This window comes from Aerosakkonema sp. BLCC-F183 (genome assembly GCF_041929145.1).
In the GTDB taxonomy this organism is placed as follows: domain Bacteria; phylum Cyanobacteriota; class Cyanobacteriia; order Cyanobacteriales; family Aerosakkonemataceae; genus Aerosakkonema.
This window is the reverse complement of record NZ_JBHFNU010000070.1, coordinates 32,421-51,431: the sequence shown is the minus strand read 5'-3', so window position 1 is coordinate 51,431 and position 19,011 is coordinate 32,421. Positions and strand designations below refer to the sequence as shown.

Genomic DNA, 19,011 nt, shown 5'->3' with positions numbered 1-19,011 from the left:
TTTTACATATTTAGGAGATATCTAAATGAGTCTGAAGTCTGAAATCGAAGAATTCCGTACAGCAATTAATAGAATTGTTGAAGCATTGGAAGAAGTTAGTAATTCATCTAAAACAATTCCTGAAACAGTAGCAGATGAACTGAGTAGAAAATTTGAGGATTTAAAGGAGGGCTGTGAAGATGTATCTAGCCAGTTAACTACCGCTATAGAAATGCTAGAAGGAATTCGTTCTCGTTGGGGATAAAATATGACGCTCAAAGAAGATATAGAGCAATGGCGAAGTAACATCCTTAAACCGCTAGAAATGATGGAAGAACTTCGTTATTTTGCAGATAGCCTCTGTGAGTGTAATCTGGAAGAGTTGAATTCACAATTTTCAAGTATGCTTGAACTATGTGAGGAAGCCCTGACTGAAGTTGGATTTTTATCGAGCCGACTTGAGGATATTCAAAGACGGTGGGGCAATGCTAAAACAGTAGTTCAAGTAGCCTTGGCTATTAATGCCGTTGCTGCTCCTGGTGACTCTTCGATTACTAGAAATCTCATCACTAGCTTGAAAGAAGTAAAAGCAGATGCAGTTTCTTTTGACCGCAAAGCAGCACAAAAAAAGCTCAGTAATGTCTGGATGACAACTGCTCTTGGGGATCAAGGCGAACTAGAAGTATTAAAAACGTTGATAGATCCTGAAGGTGAGGATCGAATAAGCGAACAGGAATTAGAGCAAATAGAAGTTAAACCATCACTCCCACATCGTTTCTTAAAAGATCCGCAAAAACCAGATTTTTACGTCAAATCTCGTAACTTAGTTTGCGATGCTAAAGCTTGGCGTAAAACTACGGTTGACAAAAATTCTTCTAGTTTGAAAGATACTGCTGAAAAGTATGCTAATCTAGAGTGCCTGCTCACGGGTGGAGAAGCCAGGTTTTATTTCCCCAAAGATACATACGAACAACAGAAGAATAAGCTAACAACGCTGCGCTCGGAACTAGAATCAAAATACCCAACTGTTAAGTTTAGAATGGCTCCCATGTCAGTAAATTTAAATGATTTAGAACAACAGCGATCGCGTTTTTACAATTATCTGAGATACTTACTTTTTTGGAGCTAGTAAAGTAAGGGAGTTTTCTGCCTCTTTGTTGAGACATAACGCTCCAGCAGACCCATCCATAAATTAAAGTCAAAGCCAAGTGTCACCAGAGTCTTCAAGTAAGTTTCCCACAGCCTTCTTCTCCAATCAACTACCCGAGCGCTTAAATGCAGAACTCACGTTAGCCGATCGCTTAGGTATCAAACCTCTTAAGGTGGCAGAACCAGGATTTGACGATACAATTAACGAAGGAACCATCAAATGGGCGGTGACGACAGAAAACCAACTATTAGTAATACCAAAATTTGTTGGTAGCCAAGAAATATCTCACACCGCCTTAACTCTCGGTCAGCCAGTTTTGGCAGCAGGTGAGGCGGAAATTGTTGGTAGCAATGGTGAATATTATCTTCTGGAAATTACTAATTACAGCGGTCATTTTATACCAACTCCAGATAGCCTAGAAATAGGAATAGAAGCTTTTAGACGACAAGGGCTCGATCCAACAAATGCCATAGTAAAATATTATGGAGGCCGCTAAAATTTATGACCCAATCCAAATCTGCAATCCAACTAAATCAACTACTGCAAGAGGATGTAGACTCGGTGCTAGCTTGGCTAAAAAGCATAGAATCAGGACATTCTTCACCGCCAGAAGGATTTAACTGGTTGGGTTTAGCTGAAGCAGCAAGTTTTGATGCTCTTGAGGCCGATCCCCACTATCCAAATAAACCTAGCATCAAATGGGCAGAAGTAGCAATCAAAGTATACGAGCAACTTGCAGAATCAGAAAATGCTGATGCTAGGGATTCTTTTATGAATTCGTCGATGATGTTGCGAGCTGCTACGATCGCAAAATTCGGAGCGGTTCCCGGTCATCCAGTTCTCGATATCGACCAAATTCTGCGTTGGTTCAACGATAGCCTAAAAATGTCTTACTCGGAAGCAGCGACAAAGGCAGCTAATTGGAAAAAATGTCAGATTGAAGAAATTCGAGAGTTAAGACAAATCAAGAATCGCTTGCGCGTTATCTCAGTGTTAGCCGATAGTGACAAGTTAATTTTGAATCCAGAAATCCATTCTTGGCTTTCCCTACAGCAGAAACTACCATAGAAGATCCAAAAAAATACAGTTAGAAAATAGGAATTCACTATAAGTGCGAGAACTCCCGCACCCATATCAACTTAACGCCCCATATTTCGCTTCATTTGCTCTAACTCATCCTGTGCTTCCCAGCGCTTAAATTGTTCGTCCAACGGGTCTGCACCACTAAAGGATTTTTGATTGGAACCGCGATCCCAACCGACAGTTTGGGATTTTTGCTCGGCTTTGGGGCTGGTACGGTTTGCCTGTGCTTGTGCCGCTTTAACACGAACTTCCTGTCGTCGCTGTTGGATACGACGCAGCAATTCCTGAGCCTGTTTAATCCGCTCTTTGAGACCTTGCATATGTCCCCAATGCTGATTGCCTTGGCGCAGCAAAGCGGCTTCGCGTTCTTGTGCAGGCTGAACTAAATCCCATCTGTTGGCAGCTTTCGCCTTTTCAATGCGGGCGTGCCATCGTTGAATTTCTTGTGCGGTGGCAAGAATCTCATCCTGCAACTTCTTTTCTTGAGTTTGCAGGTCGGCAATTAGGCGCAGCGCATCCTCCTCTTGTTCCCGCAGCTGTTCCTCCAGCGCTTGTAATTCCAGATGCGGATTGTTCCGCAGGAATTCTTCCAAGCGACTTTCCAAAAATCGGCTGAAATCTTCAAATACGCCCACAACAAGAACTCACTAGGTAGGGGTTATTTCCATCTATGCTATCAACTCAAATTGAGAAATCAAATTTTGCATCTGCCTCAGAATTGCTGTCCGACAAAAACCGATCGAACTTCACCATTGCGACGGATGACAGCTTCATTGTTGTTGACTTCGACCAAAGTCCAACCACTAGAACCGATGCTTTCGCCGAGATGAACTCGACGGGAAGCACCATTGATTTCAAAAATCGCGGCAGATTTTTCACCCAATACCAACAAACCCGTTAAAGTATGTTCGATCGCCGGTGTTGATGCAGAAGCTTGCCTAGTCTCCTGCCTGGAAGTTCGCTGCGGCGCTGGATTGGGTAATGTGGCTGCGGGAATGGGAGAAGCTAGCGCTGGTGCGGGTGGAGGGGAAGGGGCAACTGTGACAGATGGTGTCGCTGTTGGCACTACCGCAGCGGTGACTCTCGCAGATGGCGTCGCTGTTGGCACTGCCGTAGCGGTGACTCTCGCAGATGGCGTCGGGTTTGGGCGTGTCGTAGCTACTACTGTTGCCGATGGAGTAGCGGTGGGGCGAATCGTTGTGGCTGCTACTGTGGGAGATGGTTTAGCTGTCGATCGCGCAGTAGCCGCAACTGTGGGGGATGGTTGGGCTGTTGGCCGAACTGTGGCGGCAACTTTCGCAGATGGAGTGGGAGTAGGACGGGAAGTAGCGGCGACTGTGGGAGATGAATTAGCTGTTGGGCGCGAAGTTGGGGTGGCTTTGGGACGCGCTAAGGGTATCGATCGCAAGACAGCCGCAACTGTGGGAGTAGCTTTCGCGGTGGGGCGAACGGTGGCGCGGGCTTTGGGAGATGCTTTAGCAGTCGGACGGGAAGAGGCAGTAACTGTAGGAGATGGTTTGGCTACGGCGGTAGCGGTGACGGTAACTGTAGGAGATGGTTTGGCTACGGCGGTAGCGGTGACAGTAACTGTGGGAACAGGTCTAATTGCTGGTGGGGCTGGCGGATTGGCGTAAATTACCTGGGGTCGCGGATAAACTGGGATGTAGATTCGCTCTGGGGCGTTTTGGGGTCTGCTGGCGTTTTGAGGTAAATTGCCAGGAACGGGAACGGGCACTAGGGAATTGGCAGGTGCTTGCGGTGCTGCTGGAACGGCGGCAACTTGTTGATTTTCTTCTGTTTGTTGTTCGATTAAGTCAAGCGATTGCTGCATATAATCGACAAACTGGGCATCTGCCTCCGACGGTAATTTTTTCGCTTCCGGTACTGAGGCTGAGTTAATTCCTAATAGCCTATTGAACCTCCCTTGACCGGCTAACCACAACAGCAGCGTGATTGCCAAAGACGCTATTGCTGCCCCTAATAGCAGTTTATTGAGCGATCTGCCTCGCTCTTGTGATTTTTGGGCTTCGCCATCGCTGTCATCCGATGCTTCCACCTGACGCGACACCATTTCTGCTGGGATAACGATTTGGGGAATACTCATCTGCTGCAAGGAGACGTATTCCGGTTCGCCAGTTCTTTCGGGTATTTCGGTGCCTGTTTCCAGCATTCGGTCAACATCTGCGAATACATCGTCCATCAAGCGATCGGCAGATTTGTCCATTGACCAAGGCTGGACGGGTGTTTGCTCTTCCGAGGGCTTTAGGGCAATTCGTTTGGTGTTCGCATCTTCAGACATAGAGGCTCGCTTAATTGCTGCTGTTGGTAACTATAACTTCTGACGGTCGCTTTTGAGTGTTGGGACTGGTCGAAAATTTTTATGAAAATATATAGCTTGGCGATAAGTAGGTTGGGTATTGCCCACCCTACTCAGTCACATCTACATAAATTACCAATTTATTGAACACCTGCCGTACTCAGTTGGCGCGATCGCATTTCCAAATAAATCAGCAAGGCGTTCACATCAGCCGGATTGACTCCACCAATTCGCGCCGCTTGACCGATGGTAAGCGGTTTCACCTTGGCTAGCTTTTCGCGAGATTCTTTGGAAAGTGTATCGATGGAAGCGTAATCCAAATCTGGTGGCAGTTTGCGGTGTTCGTGACGCGCTATTTGGTCTATCTGATGTTGTTGGCGTTGCAGATATCCGGAATACTTGATATCTATTTCTGCACCTTCTTTCTCTGTGGCGTTGATGTCGGGATTGCCCAATCCGTATCTGTCCAGATCTATATAGTGCAATCCCGGACGCCGCAATAAGTCGGCGAGGGTAATCGAACCTTTGATCGCTTGTTGGGTATCGGATGCGATCGCCTTCCCAATTTCATCATGCTCTTTAATCCGCGTCCCGTAAAGCCGTTCTTTCTCGGCGGCAATATTCGCTTGCTTGCGAGTAAACAACTCCCAACGCCGATCGTCAATCAAGCCGATTTCCCGACCCAGAGGTGTGAGGCGTTGGTCGGCGTTGTCCGATCGCAATAGTAAACGATATTCCGATCGCGATGTCAGCATCCGGTAAGGTTCCCGCAAATCCTTCGTACACAAGTCATCCATCAGCGTACCGATATAACTCTCCTCGCGACGGAAAATAATTTGTGTGCAATTGCGTACAAATTTTGCCGCATTAATCCCAGCAACGAGTCCCTGTGCGGCTGCTTCTTCGTATCCAGTAGTACCGTTAATTTGCCCAGCGCAGAACAAACCCTCAATTTTCTTAGTCATCAGCGTGGGAAAACACTGAGTTGCGGGTAAATAATCATACTCAACCGCGTAAGCCGGACGCAGCATGGCGCAGTTTGACAAACCTGGGAGACTCCGCAACATCTGCAATTGCAAAGCTTCTGGCAAACCAGTGGAGAAACCTTGGATATACAATTCTGGAATATCGCGACCTTCCGGTTCGATAAAAATTTGGTGACTTTCCTTATCGGCAAATCGGACAATTTTATCTTCAATGCTAGGACAATAACGCGGCCCTTTCGCATCCACCCAACCACCATAAACGGGAGATAAGTGCAGATTTTCTCTAATTAAGCGATGAGTTTCTGCGGTGGTGCGGGTCATGTGACACGGCATTTGTTCCCGTTCCACCCAAACTTCCGGGTCAAAGCTGAACCAGCGCACCTCTGCATCACCTGGTTGCGGTTCCATTTTACTGTAATCGACCGATCGCTTATCAACTCGCGCCGGAGTTCCCGTCTTCAAGCGTCCCGTTTCAAAACCCAACCTATTTAATGTTTCTGTCAAACCAACAGCAGCAAATTCCCCCGCACGTCCCGCCGCCATCGATTTGTTACCCACCCAAATCTTACCACCCAGGAAAGTTCCAGTTGTCAGGATTACGGCTTTGCACTGAAACGCCACGCCGAAGTATGTTTCGACACCGATAATTTCATCATTTTTACCGAGTACCAAATCTGTCACCATACCTTCGCGGACTGTCAGATTTTCCTGGTTTTCGATAATCCGTTTCATCACCGCTGCATATTCCCGCTTATCAGTTTGTGCGCGTAACGCCCAAACTGCCGGCCCTCTGGAGGCATTTAGCACCCGCTTTTGCAGATAAGTGCGATCGGCCATTTTACCGATTTCGCCGCCAAGTGCATCTACCTCATGTGTCAATTGTGACTTAGCAGGCCCACCAACTGCGGGATTGCACGGTTGCCAAGCAATTTTATCCAGATTAAGCGTTAGCAGGAGGGTGCGACAACCGAGGCGTGCGGTAGCAAGTGCGGCTTCGCAGCCGGAGTGACCTGCACCGACAACGATAACATCAAAGGCGTCTAGGAATTGCATAGGTATGGGTGCGCGATCGTGGGTTACGATTGAGCAACAAGGACTCATATCTGACTTTAGCATTTACACTCACTCTCAGCACTTGTTTTGAATTTTTACGATCGGTCAAAGCTGTGCAATACGATCTAGAGTAATCTTACGAAAGACTAAGCCTACTGACATACTCTAATAATGCGGGTTAAAAATTTTACTTTATTGGATATACACTATGAAAATTAAAGAAATCACTTATTACGATCGTGAACTGGAGTGGCGGTATAACCCCATTCAATTTTCTAATTTAACTTTATTAGTTGGTATATCGGGTGTTGGTAAAACTCGAATACTTAAATCAATTGTGGCTTTGCAAGAAATAGCTAAAGGTGTCTCATTGAACGGCGTGGAATGGAATATCACTTTTCAAACAAACAATAATATGGAATATAAATGGGAAGGAAAACTTGAAACAAAAAAATTATTTTCTGGAATTATCAGCGATGAAAAATCTGAAAGAGACGATCTGAGAATTATTAGAGAAAATTTATATTTAAATAATAATTTGATTATAGAAAGGAACCAACAAAATGAAATAAAATTTAAAGGCAAAGCTCTTCCTAAACTCTCGCCGTTTCAAAGTGTTGTTCAAATATTCAGCGACGAGGAAGATGTTGCTCCGGTTCAATATGCTTTTAATAAGATCATTTATAGCGATCCTTCAACTTTAGTTAATGTAGCTCAAGCAATTAACTATCCTATATTGGCTAAAAAGTATGACTCTTTAGAGAAGATTCAAGAAAGTAACCTTCCTGCTGCAATTAAATTGGCATTAGTATACAATCATGTTCCAGAAGTATTCAAAAAAATTAAAGATGGGTTTATAGATATATTTACCCAAGTGGAAGACATCCAAATAAAACCTGTTGAAGAGGAAGTAGAAGAAGAGTGGCTATCGTTAGCCATTGCCAAGTATCCTTTGATTCATATAAAAGAAATAGGCGTTAATAATTGGATATCTCAAAGCCAAATATCTTCGGGAATGTTTAGAACACTTATGCACATTAGTGAACTTTATTTATCTGCTGAAGGAAGCGTAATTTTAATTGATGAATTTGAAAATAGTTTAGGCGTAAACTGTATTGACGTTTTAACGGAATTACTGTTAGACAACAGAAATTTACAGTTTATAATTACCAGTCATCACCCTTATATTATAAATAAAATCGGAATGGAATATTGGAAAATAGTAACTCGTCATGGTGGTGTAGTAAGTGCAAGAGATGCTAAAGATTTTAACCTTGGAAAATCTAGGCATCAAGCTTTTCTACAATTGATTAATCTTGAAGAATACAGTGAAGGAATTAAAGTTGGATGAATTTATACTTTCTTGTCGAAGGAAACAGTACCGAGAAAAAGGTTTATCCAGCTTGGCTAGCGCACATTTTACCAGAATTACAACGAGTACAGAATTACAATGAGGTAGTTAAAAATAACTATTATTTATTTAGTGGTGGTGGATATCCTTCGATTTACGATCATATTACTAATGCCATTGAAGATATCCTTTCAATAGGAAAGTATGATTACTTTGTCGTATGTTTGGATGCTGAAGAGAGAACTGTTAGTGATAGCAAACAGGAAATTTACGAGCTATTACAAAGTAAAAATATTGATATGGGAAGTACGCAGCTTGTTATAATCATCCAAAATCGTTGCATAGAAACTTGGTTTCTAGGTAATAGGAAAATTTATTCAAGAAATCCCCAAACCAGCCCTTTGTTAGATTATACTAGTTTTTATGATGTGTCAGTCAATTGCCCAGAGTTAATGGGTAAGTATGATAACTTTAATAACCTTCGTGCAGGAGATGTCGGTACAGTAGTTGAACGTCACGATGTTCCCGGACTAGCAACAGGTTACAGTGTGGAGTTTTTTGATATGTTAGGCTCTACAATTGCAGTGGCAACTTTGCCAGGGAGTATGCTACGCGCACCTACTCATACAGATATACCTTCTGTACGTTCGGAAGTCCTTACTGTTTAATTAGAAAATACTCAATAACCGATATCGATAATAAAGGTTTTGATAATTTGTAGTTAGAAAACTGTCTGACAGGCACACAGTATTTCAACTATACCATACTTCTCCGTGCAGTTCGGGGCACCTTGTCAATTACCTAAACTGGGGCGATAGAGATCGAGATAGCAGTTGTAGGGTACGATAGAAAACCACAAAATTGCTTGGTGAAAATGCGGATAGGGGAAGTATAAAAGCTTCCCCTTGTTTGTTTATTATCAGAAAATCCCGTAAAATTGCCAAATTGCGATCGCACTTTTCGGGGGATGTATTAATCTGCTGATGGTAAGCTTAATTTACCAGGAACGAGGTATCCCAATTTATTTTGAATTGTCGAGTGAAAGAACCTAAACGTAGATTCAAACGCCATAGTGATCCTATATTGGTTTGTATGGATGGTTTTGGACAGAATCCTTGCAATTGTTTACCTTACAAACTAAACAGTTAATGGCATTAAGTCCGCATAAGCGGTCTTATTATCAACGCGGTCAAAGATCTGAAAAGCTTATTAAGTCTACTTTCCAGCCATAGTTGTCGCCCCGTCAGGTAAATGCGGTGAAATATGAGATGATTCCCCATGCTCTTGGGATTTTTGCATATAAGATTAGGATGAAAGTAAGACCAATACCAGACGACTTTACTAAAGGACTAAAATAATTTATACCTAACCTCTTAGGTACAACCCCAACTCTCGCATTATGTCGATCGATGAAACTATAATTTGATTCTACTGCTAGCCACGGAGATAGCAGCCAATCCAAGACCTGGCTTTCCTTGATTCCTCCTCTCCACTTGTCCCATTCAGAGCGAGGCCGGTTCTATCCCCGTTCGCCGCTCTGATGATGCGAAGGTCTAACTGTAGCGCTAGACCAGAGGACAGTAAAGCGCGATCGCCTGTTATAATCCACAATGCTGCAAACCTCTGTGCTTAGGTGTCAACAGCCAAACGACAAAAACTAAGGAAGCTGCAAAATTGTTGCCCAAAAAGGTCTTCTTACCTCATAATTTGACAAACACAGTCGCAAAAACAAGCCTGTGAAATATTTTTTTCTTTCTGACGGATGGACATTTGGCAGAGTCTGGGCGTCCGATGGCGTGTGGAATGAAACCGCTTGGCGACGCCAACCCAATATTGAGCGTATGAATATTTGCTTAGTGGAAAACAACGAGAAGTTATGGCTGTATCGGGTCGAAGACGCCATCTTAACCGTGGAAGTCAAACCGTTGGAAACTGTCGAAGTTGACCCAGCGGCTAAAACGATCGGTCAAGTAGTGCTAAAGCGCCTCATCAGTGCCGAGCAAGTGCTGGAGCGACTGGCAGCGGGCCAGACTATGTGCTACCTGACTGACATCCAATCTGTAGTTTTGTAAAGTTACCTCACAAACTGCAACCGGGCAAAACGCAACCGGTTATATAAACGTATGGCTGCTTTGAAGAAGCCACTGTAACCCGCTTGCAATGGACAGCGACAAGGTTTACACTTCTTTAACAACGACTCACAAACAAATCTCCTGCTGGAGCGTTGCCCAGTTGTGAGACGAAGACAGTAGAGGGGCGATCCGCACCCGGACTGATAGCGGCCACTGGCTGCTCTTGGGAGTGGCGTGTGCTGAATGCTTTCCCTTTAACTGGTTTCGGTAGTAGGTCAATCCAAATTTCAATAATTTGAGTAGGAATTTTCCTCTAGGGCGCGTATCCACGCTTTATGAAAATTCCCATCACAAAAATGATTGTCTGCTTTATAAAAGTTCGCTCAACTAAGATCACTCACTGAGGAGGAGCGTAGTCAATGGGACTACCCTGGTATCGAGTACACACAGCCGTCCTGAACGATCCAGGTCGATTGATAGCTGTACACCTAATGCACACCGCCCTTGTGGCAGGGTGGGCTGGTTCTATGGCCTTGTACGAACTAGCTATTTTCGATCCTAGCGATCCAGTCCTGAACCCGATGTGGCGTCAGGGGATGTTCGTGATGCCATTCATGGCACGCTTGGGCGTCACGCAATCCTGGGGTGGTTGGAGCTTGACTGGCGAAGCGGCAAGCAATCCTGGCATTTGGAGCTTTGAAGGTGTTGCCGCCGCTCACATTGTCCTTTCCGGTCTGCTGTTCCTAGCTGCTGTTTGGCACTGGGTTTACTGGGATTTGGAACTCTTCAGAGACCCCCGCACTGGTGAACCAGCGCTCGACTTGCCAAAAATGTTTGGCATTCACTTGTTCTTATCCGGTCTGCTCTGCTTTGGCTTCGGTGCTTTTCACCTGTCGGGACTTTTTGGCCCGGGGATGTGGGTTTCCGACCCATACGGTTTAACCGGCCACGTCCAACCCGTAGCACCGGAATGGGGGCCAGCAGGCTTTAACCCCTTCAACCCAGGTGGCATCGTGGCTCACCACATTGCTGCGGGTGTTGTTGGCATCATCGCCGGTTTGTTCCACCTGACAGTCCGTCCGCCGGAGCGTCTGTATAGAGGGCTGCGGATGGGGAACATCGAAACCGTACTTTCCAGCAGTATTGCAGCTGTATTCTTTGCTGCTTTTGTCGTCGCCGGTACTATGTGGTACGGTACCGCTGCTACACCGATCGAACTGTTTGGCCCGACCCGCTATCAGTGGGATCAAGGCTACTTCAAGCAAGAGATCCAGCGGCGCGTCCAAGCGAGTTTGGCACAAGGAGCTACCCTCTCGGACGCTTACTCGGCTATTCCTGAAAAGCTGGCTTTCTACGACTACGTAGGTAACAGCCCCGCTAAAGGCGGTCTGTTCCGCGTTGGCCCAATGGACAAAGGCGATGGTATTGCCCAAACTTGGTTGGGTCACCCAGTTTTCAAAGATGCCGAAGGGCGGGAACTGACGGTACGCCGTATGCCCAACTTCTTTGAAACGTTCCCGGTTGTCTTGACCGACAGCGATGGCATAATTCGTGCCGATATCCCATTCCGTCGCGCTGAATCTAGGTACAGCTTCGAGCAAGTAGGCGTTACGGTGAGCCTCTACGGTGGCGAACTCGACGGTCAAACGTTTAGCGACTCACCTACTGTGAAGAAATTTGCTCGTAAGGCTCAGCTGGGCGAGCCGTTTGAGTTCGATCGCGAAACGCTCAACTCTGACGGGGTATTCCGCACCAGCACCCGTGGTTGGTTTACTTTCGGTCATGCCGTGTTTGCTCTGCTGTTCTTCTTCGGTCACATCTGGCACGGATCTCGTACTCTGTTCCGAGATGTGTTTGCCGGTGTAGACCCAGAACTCTCGGAAGAGCAAGTCGAATGGGGCTTCTTCCAGAAAGTGGGTGATAAGAGTACCCGCAAACAAGAAGCTGTATAAGCCAGCTAAGAATAGGGGCTAGAAAAAGTCAAAAGTTAAAAGGCAAAAGGCAAAAAAGTAATATTTACTTTTTACTTTTACTTTTTACTTTTGGCTTTCAGAGTCCCCAATCCCTTGGTAGACTGATAAGTGACTGAATAGTCAGGAAATTTTGATATGGAAAGCATTGCTTACGTTTTGATTTTCGCCATTACGTTGGGCATCCTGTTTTTTGCGATCGCCTTCCGCGAACCTCCTCGGATCGAGAAGAAGTAGCTCGCCGATCGCATCTCCCCAGCTGTAAAAGCAACTCTTCGACAATAAAAGCCGCTGCTACTGATCTGCTCATCTCGCATTAGCCAGAGCGAAAGTAACAGCTGGCTTTCGCGTTTTTTTCGCGTTTTCGCTATACGATCGCATTCGCACCTACCTAACCCACAATAAACCAATCGATCGACTATGCGCTGCCCTTTCTGTCACTTCCCAGATAACCGCGTGCTTGAGTCCCGTTCCGCAGAAGCAGGACAAAGTATCCGGCGACGACGAGAATGTTTGCGCTGCAAACGTCGCTTTACAACTTACGAGCAAATTGAATTTGTTCCGATTACCGTGATTAAGCGAGATGGTCGAAAGGAATCTTTCGATCGTTCTAAATTGCTGCGCGGTATCGTTCGCGCCTGTCAGAAAACAGGTTTAGCCCAAATACAACTGGAAGCTCTCGTTGATGAAGTGGAATCGGAACTCCAGCAGCGAGAGATGCGAGAAGTCACCAGCAGCGAAATCGGAGAGATGGTTCTCCAAAGGCTGCAATCTCTGAGCGAGGTAGCTTATGTACGTTTTGCCTCTGTCTACCGCCAATTCCAAAGTATTAAAGATTTTGTAGATACTCTAAATCAGTTAAGTACGAGCAGAGCAACTGCATCGGTAGACAATACCACAGTTACGGGTGAGCGAACGCACTTATCCGAGACTGAAGAATTGCAAATCTCTGTTTCTTTGGCGACGCCATTGTAACATTTAGAACTTTGTGTTTCACATAATACCATTGCCAAAATTGTCATAATATGCAAATCAAAAGTTGATGAAGATACAAAGGTTGCTCGTCTGAAAACCTGAATTGGGGAAATGGCAGGCAGATGTTCTCGATCGGCGGCTCAGCTAGAAGGTCGCGGGCGATCGCATGAATATAAACTACATCCGAATTGATGGAGTTAAGTTAAAATATTTAATCTGGACTCTAAATCGTGCAGCTGACCAACAGCTGCCCATACGACTTGGAGGCTTGTAGGTGTAGGCTGCACATTACCAAAGTGCGTATACATCGACAGGAGGCGCAACTTTTACAAACATAATTACCAGGAAACGATTTGCATGGTCAATCAGAAAACAGCAACAGCAGAAATAGGCTTCACTCACGACGACTTCGCCGCTCTACTCGATAAATATGATTATCACTTCAATCCCGGTGATATTGTAGCTGGTACGGTATTCAGTATAGAGCCGAGAGGCGCTCTGATTGACATTGGTGCTAAAACAGCGGCATATATACCCATCCAGGAAATGTCAATAAACCGGGTTGACGCTCCGGAAGAGGTATTGCAATCAAACGAAACTCGTGAATTTTACATCCTCACAGATGAAAATGAAGAAGGACAGCTGACGCTTTCCATTCGACGCATTGAGTATATGCGGGCTTGGGAACGAGTGCGTCAATTGCAAGCAGAAGATGCTACAGTGCGATCGGGCGTTTTTGCCACCAATCGCGGCGGAGCATTAGTAAGAATAGAAGGCTTGCGCGGCTTTATTCCAGGTTCTCACATCAGCACCCGCAAACCGAAAGAAGAATTGGTGGGAGAGGAATTGCCCCTCAAGTTCTTGGAAGTAGACGAAGACCGCAATCGTTTGGTGCTGAGTCACCGACGCGCATTGGTAGAGCGCAAGATGAACCGACTGGAAGTCGGAGAAGTGGTGATCGGTTCGGTAAGGGGAATCAAACCTTACGGTGCTTTCATCGATATTGGCGGAGTCAGCGGTTTGCTGCACATTTCCGAAATTTCCCACGAACATATCGATACGCCTCATAGCGTCTTCAACGTCAATGATGAAATTAAGGTGATGATCATTGACTTAGATGCTGAGAGAGGTCGGATTTCACTTTCCACCAAGCAGCTGGAACCAGAAGCTGGTGATATGATTAGAAATCGCGATCGCGTCTACGAAATGGCAGAAGAAATGGCTGCTAAGTATCGCGAGCAAATGAAAGCCAAACAGCAAGGTGCTGCACCTGCTCGTCTCGAAATCCCAGTTGTGACTGAAGCAGCGGTCGAAGCAGTCGAACCGCTTGCTGAAGAAACAATCCCTGAAGAAGAAATCGTATCCGCAACAGAAGAATAGCGGCAGATTGACTCGATCGCAAAAAGAGGGATCTGCCCTCTTTTTTTATTTGCGCTTACTCCCTTGCTGCTGGAAGAATTTGTATTTTAATGAACCGCGAAGACGCGATAGCGTTTTAGGACGCCAAGGAAGAAAAAAGAAAGAAGTACATAATCTTATTACGGGATGGGAGTAATTATCGCAACCGATGAAAGTCGGTTACTCCCTTCCCACCGTAAGATTATCGATCGCAAGTTACCTGCTATTCTTTTCTCCCCCGCTCCCCCGCTCCCCTGCTCCCCCGCTCCCCCGCTCCCCCGCTCCCCTGCTCCCCCGCTCCCCCGCTCCCCTGCTCCCCCGCTCCCCCGCTCCCCTGCTCCCCCGCTCCCCCGCTCCCCTGCTCCCCTGCCCCCCTGCCCCTAGCTCTAACTGGAGTAAAAAACTTTGGTAACTATTCGCTGTCGGGAAGTATCTTTCCCAAATATCCAGGCGGTAATTTTTGACAAAGATGGTACGCTAGAAAATTCTGAAGAGTATTTGCGAAACCTCGGACAAAAACGAGCTCGCATGATTGATGCCCAAATTCCAGGAATCGGCGATCCTTTGTTAATGGCATTTGGTATTAATGGCAATATCCTCGATCCCACCGGCTTGATGGCAGTTGGCAGTCGTCGCGAAAATGAAATTGCCGCTGCTGCTTATATCGCCGAAACCGGACGCGGGTGGTTGGAATCTTTGGCAATAGCACGTCGCTGCTTTGAAGAAGCCGATCGCATTTTCCAAAATACCCCACCTTCCCCCCTATTTGTCGGCTGTTTGGAAGTCCTGCAATTTCTATCAGCCGCCGGATTAAAATTAGGGATTCTATCAGCTTCTCGAACAGCACGAGTGAAAGAATTTGTCAAGCGACATCAGCTAAATGATTACATCCAGTTAGAAATGGGAGTAGATGAGGGCCCAAGCAAACCCGATCCAACCTTATTTCTGGAAGCTTGTCGCAAATTGGCAGTAGAACCGGGTACTACACTAATGGTTGGGGATTCTGTCGGTGATATTGAAATGGCGCGTCGTGCTGGTGCAGCCGGTTGTATAGGCATTTGTTGGGGAAAACCGGAAGCAGCTCATTTAGAAGCAGCAGATATAGCGATCGGCCAACTAGACGAAATCCAAATAATTAAATAATTGCAGATTACACATTTGTGATAGCAAATGGAATGAGCCGTAGGGTATGTTAGCTTTGGGTGTAACGCACCGTACCATCTTTTGCTAGGTGCTAAGCGCCTCATTAGAAAAACAAAATTTTGCATAACTCCTGAGAAGTGAGAAATACATCTGAGTAGGTAAATAACCCTCTCCATTCCCAGCGAGTTATGCAGCATAATGCCTTCAACGGCTCTTTAAAAAGCATCCCCACCAATCAAATAAAACCAACCCTTTCTTGTGCGCCGCTTTCCCTGTTTAAAAGCGGACAGTTGTTGTACCTAACACCTGAGAGTCAAGGCGGGTTGATCTTGCAGAACCCTTATTATGCAGATTTTGTTGGCCCTGGTGCCGCCGTGGGAAGTTGCTTCGACATCAAGTGTATTTCTGTTTATGCCATAGGAACAGTTAACTTTCACGCTCCAGTTACTTACTCAGAACGCCTACAGGCATTTCAAAGGCGAATGGGTTACATAGAAAAGCTTAAAGAAATTTTGCTAGAACCATCGCGATTCGATCGAGCTTGCTTATTATTGACACAACTGTGTGAGTGGTTGGGAGATGATGAAGCCAGAAACATTCCCCATAAATTAACTGCCAAGCTGATTGCAGTGCAAGCGGAGATTGTCAAAAAAGCTTGGCAGCAACGTTTGAGAGAAACTATTACCAAAAACTCAGAGACTTTGATAGTTCCCTAATTTTTTGCTAATTGGCTAACATCTATATGAATTAAGCTAATAAACTGGGTCTGCCTAAAAATGGTTTAAAAATGTAAAAAATTAACTCGTTTTATGTAGCATCAGTCAGGTATTCCGGTTTAGAGGCAAACAAATCGGCTTTCTTCGATCGCAAGGCAGACTCTTGCTTTACTTTCACCCCAAGAAACCCGGTTTCTCCGATTACTTGACCGATGTTGTCGCCCCAGAGTGCAGAAGTCCCGATCGACTTGCGACTCGATTGGTCAAACTGAGTGATGGAAGTCTCTACCCAAGGGAAGAAATGTTGTTATGATGGCTGGTTACAGTGGCTGAAAATAGCCCAAACATTTTACTCGGCCCAACGTCCCAGGAGGATTTTGCCTTGTCTCGTCGCTACCTGTTTAGCTCGGAATCCGTTACCGAAGGCCATCCAGATAAAATCTGCGATCAAATTTCCGATACTATTCTAGATGCACTGCTCACTCAAGACCCGTCCAGCCGCGTAGCCGCAGAAGTCGTCGTCAACACCGGCTTAGTACTGATTACCGGAGAAATCACTACCAAAGCTCAAGTTAACTACGTCGATTTAGCCCGCAAAAAAATTGCTGAAATTGGCTACATTGATGCTGATAATGGATTTTCTGCCAACAGTTGTGCAGTTCTGGTTGCCTTAGACGAACAATCTCCCGATATTGCCCAAGGGGTTAATGCTGCCGCTGAAACTCGTGTAGAGTCGAGCGAAGAGGCATTTGACGCCGTTGGAGCTGGAGATCAGGGTTTGATGTTTGGCTTCGCTTGCAACGAAACCCCAGAACTGATGCCCATGCCCATCAGTTTGGCACACCGCATTTCTCGCAGATTGGCAGCAGTAAGAAAAACAGGCGATTTGCCCTACCTGCGTCCGGATGGCAAAACTCAAGTAACGGTTGCCTACGAAGACGGCAAACCGGTTGGCATCGATACTATCCTGATTTCCACTCAGCACGCCGCCACGATCGGCGATATTACAGACGCAGCCGCAGTGCAAGCCAAAATTAAAGAAGACCTGTGGACAGCGGTCGTAGAACCAGTTTTTGCAGATATTGATGTCAAGCCGGATTCACAAACTCGCTTCCTTGTCAACCCGACTGGGAAATTTGTTATTGGTGGCCCGCAAGGAGATTCTGGGCTCACGGGACGGAAAATAATTGTAGATACGTATGGCGGCTACTCTCGCCACGGTGGGGGTGCTTTTTCCGGTAAAGACCCCACAAAAGTAGACCGTTCTGCTGCTTATGCTTGTCGTTATGCGGCTAAAAATATTGTTGCGGCTGGTCTTGCCGATAAGTGCGAAGTGCAGCTAAGTTATGCGATCGGCGTAGCTCGACCTGTCAGCATTATGGTAGAAACTTTCGGTACTGGCAAGGTAGACGATGAGATATTGCTGGATTTAGTGAAAGACCATTTTGAACTCCGTCCGGCAGGTATTATCGCCACCTTTAATTTGCGTCTCCTTCCCGCCGAACGCGGCGGTCGTTTCTATCAGAATATCGCCGCTTACGGTCACATGGGACGCACCGATCTAGACTTACCTTGGGAGCAAACAGATAAGGCAGTTTTGTTGAAGGAAACTGCTGCTGCTAAAACAGCGGCTGCTTGCTCATAGTAATTGTAGGGTGGGCAATGCCCACCCTTACTGGCAAAGTTTAGTAGTAACGCAAGTTGCTAGTTATAATCCGTAGGGTGCGTCAGAACCTAAAAATTACTGTGAATTGCCCAAATTTAACGCTCTGACGCACCCTACAAACCACAAATTTACCCAAAATTAATAACTAGCAACTTACGTTAGTAACAGCCGTAAGTTGAGTTAAGGTAAAAAAAGCAACCTAAATAATTATTTGGATAGGGCAGATTTTTAAGCGTTAAATGCTATCCAACCCACCCTACATTTAGCTAACGATAGCCAATTTCAGCTGTTAGCTATTTTATGTTTTCTTTGCCGAAAATGTACTCTCTAACAGCCTTAACTAGCTCGGATAATTCTTCGCGGTTCTTAGCGCCGAGTAAATAGCGATAAATGAACCAAGCGGCGTATCCGAAGCCAATTAGCTCAAAAGTTGGCGCTATCAAAGGAATTTCATTAATAGCATCCAACAAACCCGACAGCAGTTTGATACTGATAAAAACTAACAGAATCAAACCAACGCTAATTAAGGGTTGCTTGTATTTGTCAAAAAACTCGGTTAGGTAACTTGGCGGACTATCTATAAAACCCGATATTCTGTCCGCAACCTGCCGCCATTGTTCGGTAGAGGTTTGATTTGGCACTTCGGTCGGCAAAGGTTCCTGTTCTGGTACCTTAACCTCTACTGTTGGCAGTTCCGTAGAGGGTTCCACAGGTTCTACAGGCGGTTTGGCAGCAGGGGCTACTGGTTGTGTTACGTTAACTTCTGGCTCTGGAACTTTTGTTTCGGGCGGATCTTTTGCTGGCAGTTTATCTTGCATATCTATCCTTGGGAATGACAACTTGCAAATCTTTGCTATAGTTTACGCCGAAGCGACCCTTTTAGTTTTTATTGGAGAGATTATTTAGTTTAAGTTTTGATTAGTACTTCAACGCGCCGGTTCTTTTCCCTACCAGTGGGATTATCGGAACCATCAGGATTATGATTAGGAGCAATTGGCTTAGTTTTGCCAAATCCTTTGGTTTGCAGTCGATTCGGCGGGACTTTAAAAATATTAATCAAATAGTATTTGAATGCGGCGGCTCGCCGTTGAGAAAGTTTTTCATTGTAAGCATCATCTCCTTTGCTGTCGGTGTGTCCGTAAATAAAAATTC

At 45.6% G+C, this 19,011-nt stretch carries 20 protein-coding genes; 15 read left to right on the top strand and 5 right to left on the bottom strand.

All coding sequences use genetic code 11. From position 1 onward, the window contains the following. Positions 1–25 precede the first annotated feature (25 nt). The 4 genes from ACE1CD_RS21160 (at position 26) to ACE1CD_RS21145 (ending at position 2,197) form a co-directional block, all read left to right on the top strand. Complete coding sequence (locus ACE1CD_RS21160) at positions 26–244, top strand: hypothetical protein (protein WP_374826157.1); 219 nt, start codon at positions 26–28, stop codon at positions 242–244. A gap of 3 nt (positions 245–247) precedes the next feature. Continuing rightward, on the top strand, positions 248–1,108 hold the full coding sequence (locus ACE1CD_RS21155) for a hypothetical protein (RefSeq protein WP_374826156.1): 861 nt from the start codon (positions 248–250) through the stop codon (positions 1,106–1,108). A gap of 79 nt (positions 1,109–1,187) precedes the next feature. Continuing rightward, a complete protein-coding gene (locus tag ACE1CD_RS21150; RefSeq protein WP_374826155.1) occupies positions 1,188–1,625 on the top strand; it encodes a hypothetical protein in 438 nt (145 codons plus the stop codon). Positions 1,626–1,630: 5 nt separating this feature from the next. After that, the gene (locus ACE1CD_RS21145) at positions 1,631–2,197 is read left to right on the top strand and encodes a hypothetical protein (RefSeq protein WP_374826154.1); all 567 of its coding nucleotides are present in this window, start codon (positions 1,631–1,633) and stop codon (positions 2,195–2,197) included. A gap of 71 nt (positions 2,198–2,268) precedes the next feature. On the opposite strand, the gene ACE1CD_RS21140 is transcribed toward ACE1CD_RS21145, so the two are convergent. The 3 genes from ACE1CD_RS21140 to mnmG all read right to left on the bottom strand — a co-directional run bounded on the left by ACE1CD_RS21140 (position 2,269) and on the right by mnmG (position 6,568). After that, entirely contained in the window at positions 2,269–2,847 is a 579-nt protein-coding gene (locus tag ACE1CD_RS21140) for a TIGR04376 family protein (protein ID WP_374826153.1), read from the bottom strand. 77 nt (positions 2,848–2,924) lie between these two features. Continuing rightward, positions 2,925–4,511 carry a hypothetical protein gene (locus ACE1CD_RS21135; RefSeq protein WP_374826152.1) on the bottom strand — a complete coding sequence of 529 codons (1,587 nt, stop codon included), beginning with the start codon at positions 4,509–4,511 and terminating at the stop codon, positions 2,925–2,927. 158 nt (positions 4,512–4,669) lie between these two features. Beyond that, positions 4,670–6,568 (bottom strand): tRNA uridine-5-carboxymethylaminomethyl(34) synthesis enzyme MnmG, encoded by a 1,899-nt coding sequence (gene mnmG / locus ACE1CD_RS21130; RefSeq protein ID WP_374826177.1) that lies wholly within the window; start codon positions 6,566–6,568, stop codon positions 4,670–4,672. A gap of 208 nt (positions 6,569–6,776) precedes the next feature. On the opposite strand from mnmG, the gene ACE1CD_RS21125 reads away from it, so the two are divergent. The 11 genes from ACE1CD_RS21125 to metK all read left to right on the top strand — a co-directional run bounded on the left by ACE1CD_RS21125 (position 6,777) and on the right by metK (position 17,838). Then, positions 6,777–7,919, top strand: coding sequence for an AAA family ATPase (locus tag ACE1CD_RS21125; protein WP_374826151.1), 1,143 nt, complete (start codon positions 6,777–6,779; stop codon positions 7,917–7,919). Further along, a complete protein-coding gene (locus ACE1CD_RS21120) occupies positions 7,916–8,587 on the top strand; it encodes a DUF4926 domain-containing protein (protein WP_374799607.1) in 672 nt (223 codons plus the stop codon). The genes ACE1CD_RS21125 and ACE1CD_RS21120 overlap by 4 nt, the downstream gene beginning before the upstream one ends. A gap of 1,068 nt (positions 8,588–9,655) precedes the next feature. After that, the gene (locus ACE1CD_RS21115; protein ID WP_374799603.1) at positions 9,656–9,991 is read left to right on the top strand and encodes a hypothetical protein; all 336 of its coding nucleotides are present in this window, start codon (positions 9,656–9,658) and stop codon (positions 9,989–9,991) included. 419 nt (positions 9,992–10,410) lie between these two features. Further along, positions 10,411–11,943 carry a photosystem II chlorophyll-binding protein CP47 gene (gene psbB, locus ACE1CD_RS21110; RefSeq protein WP_374799601.1) on the top strand — a complete coding sequence of 511 codons (1,533 nt, stop codon included), beginning with the start codon at positions 10,411–10,413 and terminating at the stop codon, positions 11,941–11,943. A gap of 156 nt (positions 11,944–12,099) precedes the next feature. Beyond that, positions 12,100–12,198 (top strand): photosystem II reaction center protein T, encoded by a 99-nt coding sequence (locus ACE1CD_RS21105; protein WP_190467207.1) that lies wholly within the window; start codon positions 12,100–12,102, stop codon positions 12,196–12,198. A 183-nt stretch (positions 12,199–12,381) separates the two neighbouring features. Next, positions 12,382–12,936, top strand: a complete 555-nt coding sequence (gene nrdR, locus ACE1CD_RS21100; protein WP_374799599.1) for a transcriptional regulator NrdR — start codon at positions 12,382–12,384, stop codon at positions 12,934–12,936. Between the two features lie 357 nt (positions 12,937–13,293). Next, the gene (locus ACE1CD_RS21095; RefSeq protein ID WP_190467200.1) at positions 13,294–14,316 is read left to right on the top strand and encodes a 30S ribosomal protein S1; all 1,023 of its coding nucleotides are present in this window, start codon (positions 13,294–13,296) and stop codon (positions 14,314–14,316) included. 423 nt (positions 14,317–14,739) lie between these two features. Continuing rightward, a complete protein-coding gene (locus ACE1CD_RS21090) occupies positions 14,740–15,477 on the top strand; it encodes an HAD family hydrolase (protein ID WP_374799597.1) in 738 nt (245 codons plus the stop codon). A gap of 188 nt (positions 15,478–15,665) precedes the next feature. Then, positions 15,666–16,193, top strand: a complete 528-nt coding sequence (locus tag ACE1CD_RS21085; RefSeq protein ID WP_374799595.1) for a hypothetical protein — start codon at positions 15,666–15,668, stop codon at positions 16,191–16,193. 163 nt (positions 16,194–16,356) lie between these two features. After that, positions 16,357–16,506, top strand: a complete 150-nt coding sequence (locus ACE1CD_RS21080; RefSeq protein ID WP_374826150.1) for a hypothetical protein — start codon at positions 16,357–16,359, stop codon at positions 16,504–16,506. A gap of 69 nt (positions 16,507–16,575) precedes the next feature. Then, complete coding sequence (gene metK / locus ACE1CD_RS21075; RefSeq protein WP_374826149.1) at positions 16,576–17,838, top strand: methionine adenosyltransferase; 1,263 nt, start codon at positions 16,576–16,578, stop codon at positions 17,836–17,838. Between the two features lie 314 nt (positions 17,839–18,152). Here metK and ACE1CD_RS21070 read toward each other — a convergent pair whose 3' ends face one another. Further along, the gene (locus tag ACE1CD_RS21070; protein WP_374799591.1) at positions 18,153–18,677 is read right to left on the bottom strand and encodes a CAAD domain-containing protein; all 525 of its coding nucleotides are present in this window, start codon (positions 18,675–18,677) and stop codon (positions 18,153–18,155) included. A gap of 89 nt (positions 18,678–18,766) precedes the next feature. Then, on the bottom strand, positions 18,767–19,003 hold the full coding sequence (locus ACE1CD_RS21065) for an OmpA family protein (RefSeq protein ID WP_374799704.1): 237 nt from the start codon (positions 19,001–19,003) through the stop codon (positions 18,767–18,769). Positions 19,004–19,011: the final 8 nt, after the last annotated feature.